The sequence below is a fragment of the Pseudomonas taetrolens genome, assembly GCF_900475285.1.
In the GTDB taxonomy this organism is placed as follows: Bacteria; Pseudomonadota; Gammaproteobacteria; order Pseudomonadales; family Pseudomonadaceae; genus Aquipseudomonas; species Aquipseudomonas taetrolens.
This window is the reverse complement of record NZ_LS483370.1, coordinates 650,239-667,111: the sequence shown is the minus strand read 5'-3', so window position 1 is coordinate 667,111 and position 16,873 is coordinate 650,239. Positions and strand designations below refer to the sequence as shown.

The window sequence follows — 16,873 nt, the reverse complement described above, 5'->3', positions numbered from 1 at the left end:
ACCCTGTATTGCTTGCTGCCATCGTCCAGTGTGGTGGTCTCAATCACTCTGAATCTTGCTTGCATGGTTACGTTCCCTGCATGAGATTTGTGTCCTACAAATACTGGCAATAAAAGACGATTTCAAGAATGGGGCAGGCTTCAGATGAGACAATTTATGACAGTGCGACGTACTCGTCTTTGTGGGAAAAGAACGGCCTAGCAGTAGATGGCTTGTCGAGGCATTTTCTAAATTTCGTTGGTTCGGGCCTAATGCCCGGCTCGACGTAAACCCTGGAAAGCGATTCTGCCTGAAGCACCCGCCGTATCTGCCAGGCTGCATCTTGGCGATCAGAGCTACCAACTCTTGTGCTAATCCGGAAGGAGCTCCCTTACAAACCAGTCTGGTAAGGCGACTTCAAGTGTGAGGAGATCAGATGGCGGGCTCACCACTAGGCCGATATTGATCAACCTGCCGACTTGATTGCTTGCTGCTTCAGACTGAAGACCGGTAAAGGTATTGAACTCAGAGCGAGGAAGCGCGCCCTGGATCAGCAGTGCCAGGAGAGCTGGAGCAATTTTTGCTCTGATCCCGGCATCTGTTAAGCGTGAGTTTGTGTTGAACGCATTCGTAACAGATTCACGAAGCTTGCGGCGATTCAAGGCAGCAGTCATGTAGTCCACCTCTTCATGGCAGACATCAAGCATGAACTCGATGAAGCCGAGAAAGGCTTTGTCAGATCGTTGGACACCACCAGCAAGCTGAACATCTTGAGTGCTCTCATTCGTGTTCAGGGCAGCGTGGTACTCCTCTTGCCTACGGGCCAAGCCGCGAGAAAGTGACCAGAGTTGCGGATGTAACCGGAGCAGAGCCAAATGCTGGTGAGCAATCATTCTCGCCACAACGCCATTCCCATCTTGAAGTGGTTGCGTTCGTAGAAGGTGATAGTGATGGGCTAGCGCCGAAACGATACATCGACGAAGCTCAGGCGTCTTCCGCAGCGTGGAATACTTGTTCGCTGAGTTCAGAGCATTCTTCAGAACTCCTGGCTCAGTGTGGTGCCCGTCGATGATCCCTGAATATTTGGCGTCAGAGACCATCTGCAGGTTACTCAAGCACGCAGCAGTTTCAGGCGCGACCATGCCGGCGAGATAGGCAGTCTTCGTTACAAGCAAGTCTGCTCTCGCCAGAATCGACGGAGTAATCGAATCGGCGAGGGGCGGCATAAGCCATTGATCAGTGGTCATCTGAATGAATATCCGTGCTTGAAGCGCTTTTCATACGCCCAGATTAGATTTCGAAACAGGCTATGAGGTGGACACCATTTCGTGAAAGGCTAGGATGATTTCGCTACCCATCGATATCTCGTCTTCTCGGGTCTGATTGGCCTACGCGGCGGGCGATTGAAAAGGTCGCTGGTTCGGGCCTAGTGGCCCGGCTAGCCTGAGGTTTATCAGATGGAGATGAAAGTGCTGTCATCGATCAAAGAATACCAGCCAGGGCCCCAGATCCCACAGAGCATTTGGATGAACCTCGGGCTGCCGTCACGTGGCAGCATGCTTCATGCCCTGGTTCGCAAAGGACTACCTTTCGAATACCTCGAGCGGATAGCTAGCGTTCTGCAGGTGCAGCGAGGGGTTATCTCCAAAGCTATTTGCATGTCACCAACAACGGTGGCCCGTAGGCAGAAAGCGGGGCGGTTCAACACCATAGAAAGCGACCGCCTGGTTATATTGGTAGCTGTCTTTGAGGACGCACTTTACCTCTTCGAAAACGATAAGGCCGCAGCAACGAAATGGATGAGTTCACCAGTTCGCGGACTCGGATTGAAGCGTCCAATCGAAATGCTGGGGACGAGGGTGGAAACGAAAGCTGTCTTCGATATTATCGGCCAGCTGGAGAAGGGAGTTCTTGTGTGAGACCCGTCAGTCGGACGATTTGATGGTTTCCATCACCCTGGCGTCCTCTGACAATCCTCAGACTTACGAATATCCTCAGCAGGTTCTAACGCATCTCTCTATGCGCCGCGAGGTGCTGCATCTCGGCTGTCCATAGCCATAAAAAACGGCGCCAATCTCCTGCATAGCAGCCCTGTCGTAAACGGGTAGCAAGCCATCGCACGAATTGCAGCAAGATCTCTGTCGTAGCTGGAAATCGGCTGACTTGGGGGTCTCTGCCCACTCACTTTTTAGGATGAAGGGACATGGATGAAGAGGCTGTTTGTTACCGGTGCCTGGGCGACCAATTTCTCGTTGAGTTGATAAACCGAACCGGTGTGAATGCCGAGTGCTCATTTTGCTCCACGGAGCATGAGGCTATCCCATTCGAGAATTTGGTCGGAATGGTTGATGACGTGTTCCAGAAGTATTGCCAACCTGGAGTGGTGTACGACCAATATGATGACAATGGGAAACGCTCTGAGACAGAGCAGACCGGTGACCCTCTTATCTTTCATGTGGCTGAACTGCTTGGTTTGGATGAGGACGATCCGGTTGCCATGCGGGTCTATGGCGAGCTCACTGAATGTTCGATGCTTGAGTACATGCAGAGAGGAGAAGCCAGGTATAGCGACTACGAAAATTACATTTGGCGCGTAATTAGACCAAGGGCGGCGGAAGCTCGCTGGATGAAATTCCAAGCAGATATGAAGCATGGCAATCGTTTTTTTAGTAAGCATGCCAAAGAGTTTTTGGACTGGCTGTTCTTGGGTATTGCTTCCTTCAGAAGCCTTGGTGGGTCGGCTTCGGTAATTAGATATCTGCTCGACGAGGAAGTCTTCCGCGCCAGACGCTGTGACTCGGCCTCTGAGTACGATGCAATTCTTCTCGATCCTGCTGCTGAGCTGGGCCCACCACCTAAGGAGTTTGCAGGCGCTGGCAGGATGAACCCGAAGGGTTTGGCTGCATTCTATGGTGCCTTCGACCGCAAGACCTGTGTCGCGGAGCTTCGCCCCCCAGTGGGAGGGCGGGTTGTCAGCGGTAAGTTCAAACTCACAAGGCCCGTTCGTGTGTTGGATTTCATTGCACTGGATGAGGCGTACGAAGCGAGCCCACTGAGCAAGTTCGAAGCTACCTACGAAGAGAAAATGGGACGGCGCATCTTCCTGGAAACCCTACACAGCAAAATCACCGTTCCAGTGCTTCCGAACCAAGAGCACGAATATCTGGCGACACAAGTCATGGCCGAATACTTAGCGACTCAGTTTGACCCGCCGCTAGATGGTGTACTTTTCGCGTCGGCCCAAGTCCGGAAAGGCACAAACCTGACGCTGTTTAATCATGCAGTCGTAGTTCCGCTCGAACCTGTAATTATCTTTACCAACCTTGATGATTTGGACAGCCCTTCTCCACCGCTAACACCTGCGATTGAATACGTACCGGACTCTTTAGTGAGGCATAAGGTTTGCCGAGTAAGGTTCATAACCGACGATTTAGAACGTGAAGATGGTCAGCCAGAGTCTGACGAGCACTACGATGACTGGGACGAATATTGAGCCTTAATCCATCGCAGGGATTTTAAACAACATCGTTCGAGCGGGACGATAGGTTGGCGCGGGGGCAACGACTCACTCAGGAATTGGCTAGATCCTGACCGACCCGCCCAGGCCTCCCAGCAGGCAATAAACGCTGCAGCATCAATGGCTGCTTCCCTCAAGCGGAGCGCGCAGGCCGATAAGGCCGGAGGCGCGAGGATGGAAGCCCGTTTAGGGTAGAGACACGCAGTGGCTTGATTTACGATAGCCTAACCGGAAGGACACGCCAAAACCCAATCTCGGCAATTAAAACCCAGCACCATGACGTTGAATTGGATAAACAGCTAATTGAGAAGAATATGAAATACCCTTCAAACACTGCCACAGGTGATGCTGGAGAATATTTTTTTGCCTACCAAATTTCCTACATCCTCGGCTGGCCCTGCCGATTATTCGATATCGACATTGGTATTGACGCACAAGTGGAGATACTGGACGAGGATCGTAACAGTACCGGTAGATTTGTCGCCTTCCAGATAAAAACTTCAGCCAACGAAGAACTTAAGCCTTACTGGTATGTTTCAAAAAATCAGCTCAACTATTGGCGCGAGATGGACACCCCAGTATTTGTGGTATTGATCTCTCTCAAAGAGCAGACCATGTACCTCCATCGCATAAGGAAAGAATTCGCCTACCATGTAACTGAAAAAAATGGTGTTCGCATTGAATTCGATCTAGCTCAAGAACTATTCAGTGAAATAAGCGGCAACGTGATCAAAGCAGCAGCCGAAGAAAGTATCCTAGGGACGATTCAAACCTATCTCTCCGAAGTTTGGATGAAGATTAAAGAAATAAAAAACGCAATCGAAGGGATGGAAGATTACTCAGATCCACCTCTCCTTATCGATGTGATGTGCCGAAGGAGCACCGCCTACGATGAGCTGCTACGGGCCCATACCCTAGTTTTGAACTACAGAGTGGGGATACAAGAATATGAAGAAACTGAATCTGCACTTGATGAAGCGCTAAGTGAACTCAGAGCTTTCATGCGTGAGTGGAACATGCATAGCAGCTGGGATGACCCTCGCAATGGAAATGGCGAGATTCAAAAGTTCATTGATGAAGAATGGTGACCCACCATCAATAGACCGAACGCTCTGTGGAGTCTAAATTTTCCATACACGAATTTACATGTTCGTGCGGACACGGGGTCGCGGATGATAGCCCGTTGGTTTACGACAGCCGAACCGCACGCAGGGCGCGCCCAAAAGCCTGTTCGCTCCTCATGGCTTCCTAGGCTTTGCTCTGGCCGTCGCCTCGGCCACTAATGGATCTTCGGGCCAATAGTGTTTTGGGTATCTGCCTTTAAGATCTTTCTTCACTTCCGCGTAGGTACTGCGCCAGAAATTAGCGAGATCCTGGGTGACCTGTACAGGCCTCCGGGCCGGTGACAACAGGTGTAACGTCAGTGGCTGTTTCCCCTGCGCAATTCGAGGTGTTTCTGACAGGCCAAAAAGCTCCTGCAGCCTCACCGCCAGGATTGGAGGATGCTGCGAATAGTCGATACGAATACTCGACCCGGACGGCACCTGGATCGCCTGAGGTGCTTGGGCTTCCAACTCCTGTGGAAGCGGCCAAGGCAGTAGATTCCTGACTATCGAAGACAGATCCAGCTGGCTGAAATGACTGAGCCTGGTGATTTTGCCCAAGTACGGTGAGAGCCATTCCTCGAGCGTATCCAGGAGATTGGTATCGCTGAGATCAGGCCATTTGCTGCCGCCCTGGCCATTTTGGATATCCAGCTGACGCAGCAGCTCAACCCGCGCTTGCCACTGCCGCAGCTCAGGATTCCAGGGCAGGAGTTCGATGCCCTTGCGTCGTACTAGGTTGACCAGCGCGAGCGAACGGGCTTGCTCGTCCAGGTTTGGCAGAGGCGTTGTGGAAAGTACCAGCTGTCCCACCTTCAGCTGCCGCTCGGCCTTGAGCACACCTTCCCTTTCATCCCAATCGACTTCGTCGACCGACCTCACAAAATCGGCTAACTCGTCATCGAAGAGGGCCGACTCAAGGTCACTCGCCAGGTAGATGCGCTCCTCACGCTGGCCTTGTCGGCTACCCAGATCAGCCACCACCAGCCATTCATGCTTGGTAAGTGCGTCTGGTTCTGAGAAGACTGCGGCGCGCCCGTTCGAAAGACGATACTCAGATGCGCTTGCACGCCTTTGCAGGCCAATTCGATCAGGGTATGCGAACGCCAGGAGACAACCTACCCACCGTGGGTGATCTGGCTCTGTAACGGGCTCAGAGGCATTTCCTCGCAACATAGATCGATATTGGCGAGCCGACTGCTTCACGCGCTGGTAAGAGCCACCGCCACGACGTGAATGCTGCTCGCCTGACAATGCAGCCAGCCTGGTATGAAGATCAGCTCCTGCTCCACGCAGAATGTCCTTTTCACCCAACAGCGCTGCGATGTCGCAGGCCAGGTCATCCAAGCCCATCGCGCTGCCTTTAATAAGCAGGTGAGCGATGCGCGGATGCGCTGGGAGTTCGCTCATGGCCGATCCGTGAGATGTGAGCTGCCCAGCATCATCAAGGGCACCAAGGCGCTTGAGCAGGTCTCTCGCTTGAGCAAAAGGCGCCGAAGGAGGTTGGTCGAGCCAGGTCATTTCATCTGGCTTCATCCCCCACCGAGCCAACTGGAGCGCTAGGGCTGCCAGATCCGCCTGCAGGATTTCAGGAGTGCTGTAAGCAGCCATTTGCTCGTGTTGCGACTCCGACCAAAGGCGATAGCAGACACCCGGTTCCAAACGCCCAGCTCGTCCCATACGCTGAGTTGCGCTAGCCTTCGAGATACGCTGCGTGTCGAGTCGGGTCATGCCACTACGAGGATCAAACTTCGGCACTCGTTCGAGACCACTGTCCACCACCACCCTGACGCCTTCAATGGTCAAGCTGGTCTCAGCGATGTTGGTGGCCAGGACGATCTTTCGAGAGCCAGGAGGCGCCGGATCTATCGCAGCGCGCTGTGCGTTCAGATCAAGGTCACCATACAGCGGGCATACCATCACTTTTGGCTGGCTGCTCAGTTGCTCTTTGAGGGACTCAGCTACCCGCCGAATCTCTGCCTGCCCTGGAAGAAAAACTAAGATGCTTCCCGACTGCTCATTGATGGCGGCTAAGCAGGCATCCGTAACCCGCGTGTCGATAGGCTGGCCAGGTTGATATGGGCTTCCCCAGATCGTGGAGACGGGATACATCCGCCCTTCACTGGCAATCACTGGCGCGTCATTCAGAATCTTCGAGAGCCGAGCGCCTTCCAGCGTTGCGGACATCAGAACTAACTTGAGTGGTGGCTCATCACGCAGGAGCTCTCGAGCACTCACGCACAGGGCCAGTGCAAGATCAGAGTCCAGGTTCCGCAGGTGATATTCATCAAAGATGACTGCGCCCACACCATCCAGTGCAGGATCATCCTGAAGCCGGCGAGCCAGGATACCCTCAGTGACTACTTCGATTTGGGTTCGCGGGCCAACCTTGCTTTCAAGACGAATGCGATAGCCAACGGTATCACCAACCTTCTCACCCAGATCACTTGCCAACCGCTCAGCCGCCGCCCGAGCAGCTAGTCGCCGAGGCTCGAGCATCAGGATCTTCTGCCCACCAAGCCAAGGTTCGTTTAGCAGTGCCAGGGGCACTCGAGTGGTCTTACCCGCCCCCGGAGGTGCTTCAAGGATCACTTCATTGCGTTCGACTAAGGCCTCTCGCAGGCTCGGCAAAATGAGGTCAATAGGTAAAGAAATCATCGAAGCTCCCAAATCAGGGGAGCAGTATACGACGGGGGATCTGAGGAGGAGATGCCCCCCCTCAGACAGGGACGATGTTGCTCAATAGTTTTTGACAAGATAGTGATATTTTTCGTGCATTCAGCAAATCATGGAATTCATCGAAAATCAGCAAGCCCACGCCGTCCAGTGCCGGGTCTTGCTGTAAACGTCGAGTCAGAATGCCTTCGGTCACCACCTCGATCCGGGTATCGGGGCCGACTTTGCTGTCGAGACGAATCCGATAGCCGACGGTTTCACCGACCTTTTCCCCCAGTTCGCTGGCCAGTCGTTCGGCCGCAGCCCGGGCAGCCAGACGCCTGGGCTCGAGCATCAGAATCTTCTGCCCCGCAAGCCAGGGTTCATCCAGCAGGGCCAATGGCACCCGGGTGGTTTTACCGGCGCCGGGCGGTGCTTCAAGCACGGCTTCATGGCGTTCGCGCAAGGCCTGGCGTAGCGCGGGTAAAACTTCATCGATCGGCAAAGAAATCATGGTGGCTCCAGAACAGTGCGGCGAGTATAACGGCGATCAGTTCGGTATTAAGCTAAATGCCTGGTACGACCCTTTCAGCAGCTTTGAGGTTTTTGTATGCGTATGCCTTCTCGTGTCATTGGCGGTGTCGTGGTTGCAGCCCTGCTCACCCAACTGACTGCCTGCGGCAGTATTTTCTTCCCGGATCGACGGGGTCAGATCGACGGCAAAATTGATCCCATGATTGTCGTGCTGGATGCTGTGGGCCTGCTGTTTTATGTGATTCCCGGGCTGATCGCGTTCGGTGTTGATTTCGCCACCGGTGCGATCTACTTCCCGCCCGGCAAAACCGCGCAGATCGCCCCGGAAAAACTGCGTGAAGCCGTCGGCGTTGATGGCAAAGTGGACAACAGCAAACTGCAGGCCATTCTGGAAAGCGAATTGGGCCGCAGTTTCCCGTTGAATGACCCGCGCCTGATTCAGCACAAAGGCAGTGCCCAGCAATTGGCGATGTACGGTTTGAAACCCGCCGCCTGAACCAAGGAAGGTCCATGACCAGTAGCCCGGAACACGCCCGCCTGTTACGCCTGGCCACCCGTGCGTCGGTGGCGGTGGCGAGTCTGTTGATCGTGACCAAGGCCATCGCCTGGTGGCTCAGTGGTTCGGTCAGCATGCTCGCCGGACTCACCGACTCGCTGCTCGATGGCATGGCGTCGTTTCTCAACCTGCTGGCCGTGCATTACGCGTTACGCCCTGCCGATGAAGATCACCGTTACGGGCATGGCAAGGCCGAGTCGCTGGCCGGCATGGCGCAAGCGCTGTTTATTGCCGTGAGTGCGGTGTTGATCGCCGTTCAGGCAATCGACCGGCTGAAAAACCCTGAGCCGATAGGCGCGCCGTGGATCGGGATCGGCGTGATCGTATTTTCGCTGCTGATGACGGCTGCCCTGCTGGCGCTGCAACACCGGGTGGTCAAGGCCACAGGGTCAAACGCGGTGCGGGCCGACTCGCTGCATTACCGTTCCGACCTGCTGCTCAACGGCAGCATTCTGGTTGCACTGGTACTGGCCAGTTTTGGCTGGCCGCAGCTGGATGCCTGGTTTGGCCTGGGGATCGCGGCTTACATCCTGTGGAGCGCGATCCAGATCGCCCGCGAGAGCTTTTCGGTGCTGATGGATCAGGAACTGCCGCAGGAAGTCAGCCAAAACATGCTGAAACTGGCTTGCAGTGTTCCCGGTGTGCTCGGCGCCCACGATCTGCGCACGCGGATCTCGGGCAACATCTGGTACGTGCAATTGCACCTGGAGCTACCGGGAGAGCTGACGCTGTCCGTGGCACACGCCCTGAGTGACCGTGCCGCCGAAGCGATTGAAAAGGCCTATCCACGGGCCGAAGTGCTGGTACACGCCGATCCACAGGAAGTGGTCAAGCCACGTGTCACGGATCACTAGCCGACCCTTAGCGTTCGCCAGGCTCATCATTGATCCACCTGTTTTCGGGCAATAAAAAAGGGCGACCCGTCGGTCGCCCTTTGAATTTTTCCGTCCTGGCTCAACACTCGTGATGTTGGCTCACCTCGCTCCGTCTTCTGGACAGTGCGTAGCCCGGGGACCGGGGCAACCCTGTGGGGTTGGCGGTCGCGGCTGGCCTGATTCGGCGGGCCGCAGTGGACTCTGTGTCCGGGCAGTGATTCTGGTGTTAAGAATAGGCCTGAGCGTGCAGCAGGCGATTGCGAAGATTGCTCGATAAAACATCACTTGCGCAATTTTTAACTTCCGGTGGATACTTTCACGCAATAGTTATGACAAAGGGTGTCTTCATGAGCAAACTCGACCGGTATGACCTCAGTATTTTGGCGGAACTGCAGCGTGACGCCCGCATCTCCAACCAGGAGCTGGCCGAGCGCATTGGCTTGTCGCCTTCACCCTGCTCGCGGCGGGTCAAACAGCTCGAAGATGACGGCTACATCACGCGCCAGGTGGCATTGCTCGATCGCAAACTGTTGGGGCTGAGCCTGACGGCTTACGTGTTGATCGGCATGGACCGGCATACACCCGAGCGCTTCGAGAACTTTGAAGCGTCGATCCGCAGCCTGCCGCAAGTGCTGGAGTGCAGCCTGGTGACCGGCATGGATGCCGACTACCAATTGAAAGTGGTGGTGGCCGACATGGATCATTACCAGAAACTGCTGCTGGGCCACCTGACCAGAATCGAAGGCGTGACCAGCGTACGTTCCAGCTTTGTGCTCAATCAAGTCTTGAACAGTACAGAGCTGCCGTTGACGCATTTGCGCGGTTGATCCGTTGGGCTGCGAGCAAAGGCGGCGGGTATTCGCCCCCGCGCCTTGGCGTATACTCCCCCGGCTTCTATCCCTGATGACGCTGGAGAACACCGATGGATCCTGCCGTATTTGAAGAATGGATGATGACGATTCTGGTCAGCGTCCTGATCATTTTCATGGCCTTTATCGTCTGGGATCTGGCGAAGAAGTCCAAGGCCGGGCGCTTCGGCTCATTCATTCTGTTTTTCGTGCTCGGCCTGGGTGTTGCTGCCTTCATCATCAAAAGCGTGGTCATCGGCCTGATTGAGTCCGGTACGCTATAAGCGGGCGGGCACTTCCTTGTAGTGCCCTTGCTCCAGCCCTTCGATCGTCCAGTCACCAATTCTTACCCGCACCAGACGCAAGGTTGGCAAGCCAACCGCAGCGGTCATACGCCGTACCTGACGATTGCGCCCTTCGCGAATGACCAGTTCGAGCCACGCCGTCGGTACGCTTTTGCGAAACCTTACCGGCGGGTTACGTGGCCATAGCTGCGGCTCTTCGAGCGCACGGGCTTCGGCGGGCAAGGTCTTGCCGTCATTGAGTTCAACCCCTTCACGCAACTGCTGCAGTTGCTCTGGCGTAGGCTCGCCTTCCACTTGCACCCAATAGGTCTTGGGCAATTTGTGCTTGGGGTCGGCAATGCGTGCCTGCAACTGGCCGTCATTGGTCAGCAGCAGCAAGCCTTCACTGTCCCGGTCCAGGCGCCCGGCCGGGTAAATACCCGGGATCGGGATAAAGTCCTTGAGCGTCGCCCGCCCGCCTTCGTCACTGAACTGGGTCAGTACATCGAACGGTTTGTTGAACAAAAACAGCTTGGGCTCGGACGGCGGAGCCTTGGCTACCCGGCGACCGGCAGCGTGGGGTTGGTTTTTTTTAGAGGCCGGATGGCGCGGGGCAGGACGGACAGGACGGGACATGGCAAAGAGAACATCTAACGATCAGGGCAGACAATGCTAGTGCCCTGATCGCTAAATGACCATCTCCATCAACGGAATGGCGGTTCGTCGAAGCTGCGCAGTTTGCGCGAGTGCAGCGAGTTGAGCTGGCTGCGCATCAGGTCGACGGCGGCAATACCGATCTTCAAGTGCTGGCTGACGGCCCGCTCATAGAACGCATTGGCCGACCCCGGCAACTTGATTTCGCTGTGCAACGGTTTATCAGAGACACAGAGCAAGGTGCCGTAGGGCACGCGCAAACGATAGCCCTGAGCCGCAATCGTGCCGCTCTCCATGTCGACGGCCACCGCGCGGGACAGATTGATCAGCGGGCGTTCCTGAGCCCAGCGCAGTTCCCAGTTACGGTCGTCGTAGGTCAGCACGGTGCCGGTTCGCAGGCGTTTTTTCAGTTCGTCGCCACGCTCGCCGGTGACTTGTGCCGCAGCCTCCTGCAGCGCCAGCTGCACTTCGGCCAGCGCCGGAATCGGGATATTCGGCGGTACGACCCGGTCAAGAATCCCGTCGCGACGCATGTAGGCGTGGGCCAATACGTAGTCGCCAATGGTTTGCGACTGACGCAGACCGCCGCAGTGGCCAATCATCAGCCAGCAATGGGGACGCAACACAGCCAAATGGTCGGTGATGTTTTTCGCGTTGGACGGGCCAACGCCGATATTCACCAGCGTGACGCCGTGGCCATCATTGGCCTGCAGGTGATACGCCGGCATTTGATAGCGGTGCCACACCACCCCGGCGGCAATGGCCTGGGCTTCGCCGTAGTCCATGCCTTTTTCGATCAGCACGTTGCCTGGCAATACCATGCGCACAAAGCGCGGGTTATCGCGCAGTTGCTCAAGGCCGTGGAGGATGAACTGGTCGACATACCGATGGTAGTTGGTCAGCAAGATCCACGGCTGCACGTGACGCCAGTCGCTGCCGGTGTAGTGCACCAGGCGACGCAGCGAGAAATCGACCCGCGCCGCGTCGAACAACGCCAGTGGCAGCGGGTCGGTGTTGGCCCAATCGTACAGGCCATCGGCAATGCCATCGGTGGCCGCCGACAGGTCGGTACTCGGGAACACCCGTGCCAGCGCCGCTGCAGTGACGCCAGAGCCGGCGAGTTCATCGCCTTGCTCGACCACGTACGGGTAAGGAATGTTTTGCTGACTGACGCCGACTTCGACCTCGACGGTGAAGTCGCGCATCAAGGGCACCAACTGCTCCAGCAGATAGTTACGGAACGCCGCGGGGTGGGTCACGGTTACGCTGTAGGTACCCGGCAGCTGGACCTTGGCATACGCCCGGGTAATGGTCGGGATTTCGCCATTAATGCTGTTGGTCAAGCGCAGTTCCGGATAGCGGAACAGGGCGCGCTCTTCAACGGTGGGTTCGATTCGATCCTTGAGGTAACGCTTGAGTGCCTGGCTCAATGCAAGGGTTGCACGCTCGTGCAAGGCTGCGAGCCGGTCGACGGCCTCTTCAGCGGATGAAACGACGATAAAAGCTTCGGTCACGGTAAGCATCCTGTCTTCTGAACTGGCAGGCCTTTATCTTGCCTGCATCGCTGAGCAATGCACAGAGTGTTGTAGCCTCTGGCGCAGACCGTACGCGTTGAGGATTTCAGGACAGTGACGACGCCTCGACCATCGGTCGAGGCTTTACTCATGCGAGATCGGGCGTCGAGCGCGCGATGATGGCGGCGATGTTAAGGCCTCGGGGCAAGGTGCCATAAACCCGGCCGCTGCCCTGTAGCCGGCTGGCGATAAAAGCATCGCTGACATCGCTGTTACCTGCTTCCAGCAACAATCTGGCCTGCAAGCCCAGGGCAATGTCTTCCGTCAATTGCCGGGCACGCAGTTGAATGTCATCCGTGTCATTGAAGGCAGCTTTCAAGGAGGTGATATGCCGCGCCAAACGCACATCGCCATGCCCGTCACCCAGCTCGGCAAACAAGGCATCGAGCACCCCGGGCTCCTTGGACAGGGCACGCAATACATCAAGGCACTGCACATTGCCCGAGCCTTCCCAGGTGGAGTTCACCGGCGCCTCTCGATAAAGACGCGGCAAGATACTGTCTTCGACATAACCCGCGCCCCCCATGCACTCGGCGGCTTCGTTGATCATCGCCGGGGCCCGTTTGCAGATCCAGTACTTGCCCACCGCCGTGACAAGGCGTGAAAACCTCACCTCATGAGGGTCATCCAGATGATCCAGCGCTCGCCCCATGCGCAGGCTCAACGCCAGGGCGGCCTCGCTTTCCAGGGCCAGATCCGCGAGGACGTTTTGCATCAGTGGCTGCTCGGCCAGCACGCGCCCCCCGACCCGACGGTGCGCGCAGTGGTGGCTGGCCTGGGTCAGCGCCTGACGCATCAACGCGCTGGAGCCCACCATGCAATCGAAGCGGGTCATGGCGACCATTTCAATGATCGTGGGTACGCCACGCCCTTCTTCGCCAATCATCCAGGCCAGCGCCCCGCGGAACTCGACCTCGCTGGACGCATTCGAGCTGTTGCCCAGTTTGTTCTTCAGACGCTGGATATAGAATTCGTTGCGGGTCCCGTCCGGTCGATGACGCGGCAATAAAAAGCAGCTCAGGCCCTTGTCGGTTTGCGCCAGGGTCAGGAACCCGTCGCACATCGGGGCCGAGCAAAACCATTTGTGCCCCAGCAACTCATAGGGCTGGCCCGGACCGCTGGCGCCTACCGGATACGCATGAGTCGTGTTGGCCCGCACATCAGTGCCACCCTGCTTTTCCGTCATGGCCATGCCCAGGGTGACACCGGCTTTTTGGCTGATGTCGACATTGCGCGGGTCATATTCGGTAGAAAGAATTTTCGGCAGCCATTGCTCGGCGATATCCGGTTGCAGGCGCAAGGCCGGTACGCTGGCAAACGTCATGGTCAGCGGGCAGCCACTGCCGGCCTCAGCCTGACTGTGCAGGTAGGTCATGGAGGCCCGCGCGACATGCGCACCAGGCCGGGGATCCGTCCAGGGCAAGGACGGCAGACCGTGCTCTATCGCAGTTCGCATCAGCTCATGGTAGGCCGGATGAAAGTCCACCTGATCGATTCGGTGGCCATAACGGTCATGGCTGACAAACTGCGGTTTGTTTTCGTTGGCCAGAAACCCCGCCGCCATCAGCGGGCCGCCTGCGAGTGCCCCGTAACGGTCAATCCGCGACTGCGCCCAACCCGCACCAAAACGCCGCCCCCACTCCTGCAGCGGCACGTCGATGCGGTAAAGGTTTACGCCGTCCAGAGACGGCGGTTGATTGGTGACGGCGTGGGTTTCAGCGTATTGATGCAGGTTCATTGCACAGGCTCCTGTCGATCAGGCCAATGCACTCAGTGAAACATGCCTCGCCACCTTAACAAGTGGCATAAATGCCTAAAATTCGGCGTTTTTGGCACCTTCCTGCTTCAACAGGCGCTGTGACAGCGCGCGCTCCAAGTCTTCAAAGCGCAACGGTTTGATCAGAACATCGGTGATCCCATCCACCTGCTCACGGGCCTTTTGCGCTTCAGCTTGCGACTCGAACAGCGCCAGAACGGGCAACTGCGCACACGCAGACAACGTCAGCAGCTGGTTACCCATCGATGTCCCTGATACCTGGGTGAGCGGGCACGCCAGCAACACCGCATCGACCCGTTCTCGACGCAATGCTTCGACCGCCGCCTGACCATTGTCGGCACCGAGCACGCGATAACCCATTTTGAGCAACATGCCACGCACCGCCACAGGGTTGGCATCGCTGCTTTCTACCAGCAGCACCACGCATTCGTTCGGCGCACGGCAAAACTCCGGCGTCACCGTCGACTCCGGTGGAGGCTGCGGAACCTGAAGCGGTGATTCAAGCTCAAGCAACAGTTGAAACTGCGATCCCTGCCCCGGCTGCGAGTGATGGGTCAACCGCCCGCCGAGCAGCTCGACCAAGCGCCGGCAGATCGCCAAGCCGATGCCTAATCCCCCATATTGCCGGGTCATGGAGCCATCAACCTGGAAGAAATGCTGGTACAGCTCACCTTCCTCCTGATGGACAAAGCCAATCCCGCTGTCGATGACATTAAAGGCCAGCGCCCAGCGGCCGGAACCTGCGACCTTTCCGGTGACCCGTAGAATCACCCCGCCTACGCGGGTAAATTTGATCGCGTTATCCAGCAGGCACTCAAGGCACTGGTGAATTTTTTCGACATCGCCGACCCACTGATCGGGTAAGCCGTGGGCCACTGCATAAGAAAACTCAAGCCCCTGACTGCGTGCACGGGGTCCGAACTGGCGCTCCAGATCACCCATCAAGGCATTCAGGCTGAACGGTTGCGGACGGGCTTGAAGGCGACCGGCTTGCAACTCTGTCAGGGTCAGGATGCCATTGACCATATGCATCATTTCTCGGGCCGAGCCTTCTGCCGTTTGAGTGTATTGCTCAAGCTCAGGGCTCATGTCGAGGGTCTTGATCAACTCAAGGGAGCCAATCACACCGTTCATCGGAGTCCGCAACTCATGGGTAACGGTTGCCAGAAACTCATCCTTGAGCTGATTGGTGCGGGCCAGTTGCTGGTTCATCGCCGCCAGCTTTTGCCCGGACTCCTGCAACGTCCGCGCCTGCAGGTCACGCATGGCGTTGATCCGGTCAGCCAGGGCCAGCGACAGCAACCCCACTTCAAGGGCCGAACCGATCTGGCTGGCGTACATGGTCAAGAACACGTTAGGCAGATAGCCCAGCACCATCAGGGTGTTCACCAGGCCGCCCAGCAAGAAGGCCGACCAGGCGATCACGAAATAGCGCGCCACTCGCAGGCCCCGGACCCAGGCCACGATACCCGCCACAAAAATGGTCACGATAAACGCTAGCGCCAGCCCCGTGGCCAGGCGCAACGACACGGCATAGCTGGTGGTCAACGCCAGCACCATCACCAGCGCACCGACAGCCATCAGGAATATCAAGGCACGGTTCAACCAGCGGCTGTGGGTCGCGATGTGCAAAAAGGAGCGGGCAAACTGGCAACCGAAAAAGGCCGCCGAACCGATCAGGAACGGGGTGGCGGCATTTGCCCACCACGGGTTGTTTGGCCAGAAGTACTGAACTGCGGCGCCATTGACGGACAGTTGGTACAGCCCGAACGAGGCGATGTAGAAGATGTAATAGAGGTAGCTGGTATCACGGACACTGATGTAGATGAACAGGTTGTAAACCAGCATCCCCAGCAACACGCCGTAGATCAAGCCCAGGATATAAATGCGTTCCGGCTGGGCTTCCAGATATGACTGGGCAGACCACAGCGTTAACGGCGCCTGAATCGAACCCTGGCTCGCCAGGCGCAGGTACACCGTTTGCTGCTGGCCGGGGCTGAAGTTGATCTCAAAGAGGTAGTTGTTTTCTTTGATCTGGCGGCTGTCAAAAGGCAGCGCATCTCCCGTGCGCTGCACCAATCGATAGTTACCGGCAGTGTCTGCCATGTACAACTCGATATGGTCCAGTGGCGGATAGGCCAGTTCCAGCAGCCAGGTTCGATGGACCTCGGGATGTTTGGGCTGATAGCGCAAATCCATTTTGAGCCAGAATGCCGAGTGCGAGTACCCCTCATTCAGCGTGGCTTTATCGTGCGGAACAAACAGTTCATCGTTCGCCCTGACATCGGCCAGAACCGCCTGCCCCCCTACGTCTTCGAAAACCTGCATCACGCGGCCCAAGGGCAGACTTTGCGTGGTTTCGTCGAAAGCCACTGCGCTGGCCAGCATCGGTAGCCAACCCCAAAAAATCATCAGCAAATAGCGCATACAGCCCCAACATGGCCCCGCCGATAACGCTCGCAATCCCCCATTCCCTTTGAGACCACGCCGACCGGATTGCCCGTTATTAATTTGAAG

13 protein-coding genes and 1 pseudogene are annotated in these 16,873 nt (G+C 56.7%); 7 read left to right on the top strand and 7 right to left on the bottom strand.

Annotated features, from left to right (window positions below; translation table 11 throughout):
- Positions 1–350: 350 nt before the first annotated feature.
- A complete protein-coding gene (locus tag DQN55_RS03255; protein ID WP_048378325.1) occupies positions 351–1,226 on the bottom strand; it encodes a Fic family protein in 876 nt (291 codons plus the stop codon).
- 210 nt (positions 1,227–1,436) lie between these two features.
- Here DQN55_RS03255 and DQN55_RS03250 point away from each other — a divergent pair, with 210 nt between their 5' ends.
- The 3 genes from DQN55_RS03250 (at position 1,437) to DQN55_RS03240 (ending at position 4,584) form a co-directional block, all read left to right on the top strand.
- Positions 1,437–1,898 (top strand): antitoxin Xre-like helix-turn-helix domain-containing protein, encoded by a 462-nt coding sequence (locus DQN55_RS03250; protein WP_053070886.1) that lies wholly within the window; start codon positions 1,437–1,439, stop codon positions 1,896–1,898.
- A 284-nt stretch (positions 1,899–2,182) separates the two neighbouring features.
- The gene (locus tag DQN55_RS03245; RefSeq protein WP_048378326.1) at positions 2,183–3,472 is read left to right on the top strand and encodes an RES family NAD+ phosphorylase; all 1,290 of its coding nucleotides are present in this window, start codon (positions 2,183–2,185) and stop codon (positions 3,470–3,472) included.
- A gap of 311 nt (positions 3,473–3,783) precedes the next feature.
- The gene (locus DQN55_RS03240) at positions 3,784–4,584 is read left to right on the top strand and encodes a DUF4365 domain-containing protein (RefSeq protein WP_231995645.1); all 801 of its coding nucleotides are present in this window, start codon (positions 3,784–3,786) and stop codon (positions 4,582–4,584) included.
- A gap of 150 nt (positions 4,585–4,734) precedes the next feature.
- On the opposite strand, the gene hrpB is transcribed toward DQN55_RS03240, so the two are convergent.
- A complete protein-coding gene (gene hrpB / locus DQN55_RS03235) occupies positions 4,735–7,257 on the bottom strand; it encodes an ATP-dependent helicase HrpB (RefSeq protein WP_048378328.1) in 2,523 nt (840 codons plus the stop codon).
- Positions 7,258–7,384: 127 nt separating this feature from the next.
- Positions 7,385–7,768: pseudogene (locus tag DQN55_RS03230) on the bottom strand (DEAD/DEAH box helicase); the annotation flags it as partial.
- Positions 7,769–7,864: 96 nt separating this feature from the next.
- Between DQN55_RS03230 and DQN55_RS03225 the strand changes: the two are divergent.
- The 4 genes from DQN55_RS03225 to DQN55_RS03210 all read left to right on the top strand — a co-directional run bounded on the left by DQN55_RS03225 (position 7,865) and on the right by DQN55_RS03210 (position 10,351).
- Positions 7,865–8,284 (top strand): hypothetical protein, encoded by a 420-nt coding sequence (locus tag DQN55_RS03225; protein ID WP_048378330.1) that lies wholly within the window; start codon positions 7,865–7,867, stop codon positions 8,282–8,284.
- A gap of 14 nt (positions 8,285–8,298) precedes the next feature.
- Positions 8,299–9,198 (top strand): cation diffusion facilitator family transporter, encoded by a 900-nt coding sequence (locus tag DQN55_RS03220; RefSeq protein WP_048378331.1) that lies wholly within the window; start codon positions 8,299–8,301, stop codon positions 9,196–9,198.
- 368 nt (positions 9,199–9,566) lie between these two features.
- The gene (locus tag DQN55_RS03215; RefSeq protein WP_048378332.1) at positions 9,567–10,046 is read left to right on the top strand and encodes an Lrp/AsnC family transcriptional regulator; all 480 of its coding nucleotides are present in this window, start codon (positions 9,567–9,569) and stop codon (positions 10,044–10,046) included.
- Positions 10,047–10,141: 95 nt separating this feature from the next.
- Complete coding sequence (locus tag DQN55_RS03210) at positions 10,142–10,351, top strand: DUF2788 domain-containing protein (RefSeq protein WP_048378333.1); 210 nt, start codon at positions 10,142–10,144, stop codon at positions 10,349–10,351.
- Here the strand turns inward: DQN55_RS03210 and DQN55_RS03205 are convergent.
- The 4 genes from DQN55_RS03205 to DQN55_RS03190 form a co-directional block, all read right to left on the bottom strand.
- Entirely contained in the window at positions 10,346–10,987 is a 642-nt protein-coding gene (locus DQN55_RS03205; protein ID WP_048378334.1) for a pseudouridine synthase, read from the bottom strand. The two genes, DQN55_RS03210 and DQN55_RS03205, sit on opposite strands and share 6 nt — an antisense overlap.
- A 68-nt stretch (positions 10,988–11,055) precedes the next feature.
- Complete coding sequence (gene amn / locus DQN55_RS03200; protein WP_162199340.1) at positions 11,056–12,528, bottom strand: AMP nucleosidase; 1,473 nt, start codon at positions 12,526–12,528, stop codon at positions 11,056–11,058.
- A 139-nt stretch (positions 12,529–12,667) separates the two neighbouring features.
- Positions 12,668–14,317, bottom strand: coding sequence for an acyl-CoA dehydrogenase family protein (locus tag DQN55_RS03195; protein ID WP_048378336.1), 1,650 nt, complete (start codon positions 14,315–14,317; stop codon positions 12,668–12,670).
- 75 nt (positions 14,318–14,392) lie between these two features.
- Entirely contained in the window at positions 14,393–16,783 is a 2,391-nt protein-coding gene (locus DQN55_RS03190; RefSeq protein ID WP_048378337.1) for a hybrid sensor histidine kinase/response regulator, read from the bottom strand.
- Positions 16,784–16,873: the final 90 nt, after the last annotated feature.

Bases quoted from the DNA above. Each gene is read 5' to 3' on its own strand.
- DQN55_RS03255 (WP_048378325.1), bottom strand. From the start codon at position 1,226: ATGACCACTGATCAATGGCTTATGCCGCCCCTCGCCGATTCGATTACT.
- DQN55_RS03250 (WP_053070886.1), top strand. From the start codon at position 1,437: ATGGAGATGAAAGTGCTGTCATCGATCAAAGAATACCAGCCAGGGCCC.
- DQN55_RS03245 (WP_048378326.1), top strand. From the start codon at position 2,183: ATGGATGAAGAGGCTGTTTGTTACCGGTGCCTGGGCGACCAATTTCTC.
- hrpB (WP_048378328.1), bottom strand. From the start codon at position 7,257: ATGATTTCTTTACCTATTGACCTCATTTTGCCGAGCCTGCGAGAGGCC.
- DQN55_RS03225 (WP_048378330.1), top strand. From the start codon at position 7,865: ATGCGTATGCCTTCTCGTGTCATTGGCGGTGTCGTGGTTGCAGCCCTG.
- DQN55_RS03220 (WP_048378331.1), top strand. From the start codon at position 8,299: ATGACCAGTAGCCCGGAACACGCCCGCCTGTTACGCCTGGCCACCCGT.
- DQN55_RS03215 (WP_048378332.1), top strand. From the start codon at position 9,567: ATGAGCAAACTCGACCGGTATGACCTCAGTATTTTGGCGGAACTGCAG.
- DQN55_RS03210 (WP_048378333.1), top strand. From the start codon at position 10,142: ATGGATCCTGCCGTATTTGAAGAATGGATGATGACGATTCTGGTCAGC.
- DQN55_RS03205 (WP_048378334.1), bottom strand. From the start codon at position 10,987: ATGTCCCGTCCTGTCCGTCCTGCCCCGCGCCATCCGGCCTCTAAAAAA.
- amn (WP_162199340.1), bottom strand. From the start codon at position 12,528: ATGCTTACCGTGACCGAAGCTTTTATCGTCGTTTCATCCGCTGAAGAG.
- DQN55_RS03195 (WP_048378336.1), bottom strand. From the start codon at position 14,317: ATGAACCTGCATCAATACGCTGAAACCCACGCCGTCACCAATCAACCG.
- DQN55_RS03190 (WP_048378337.1), bottom strand. From the start codon at position 16,783: ATGCGCTATTTGCTGATGATTTTTTGGGGTTGGCTACCGATGCTGGCC.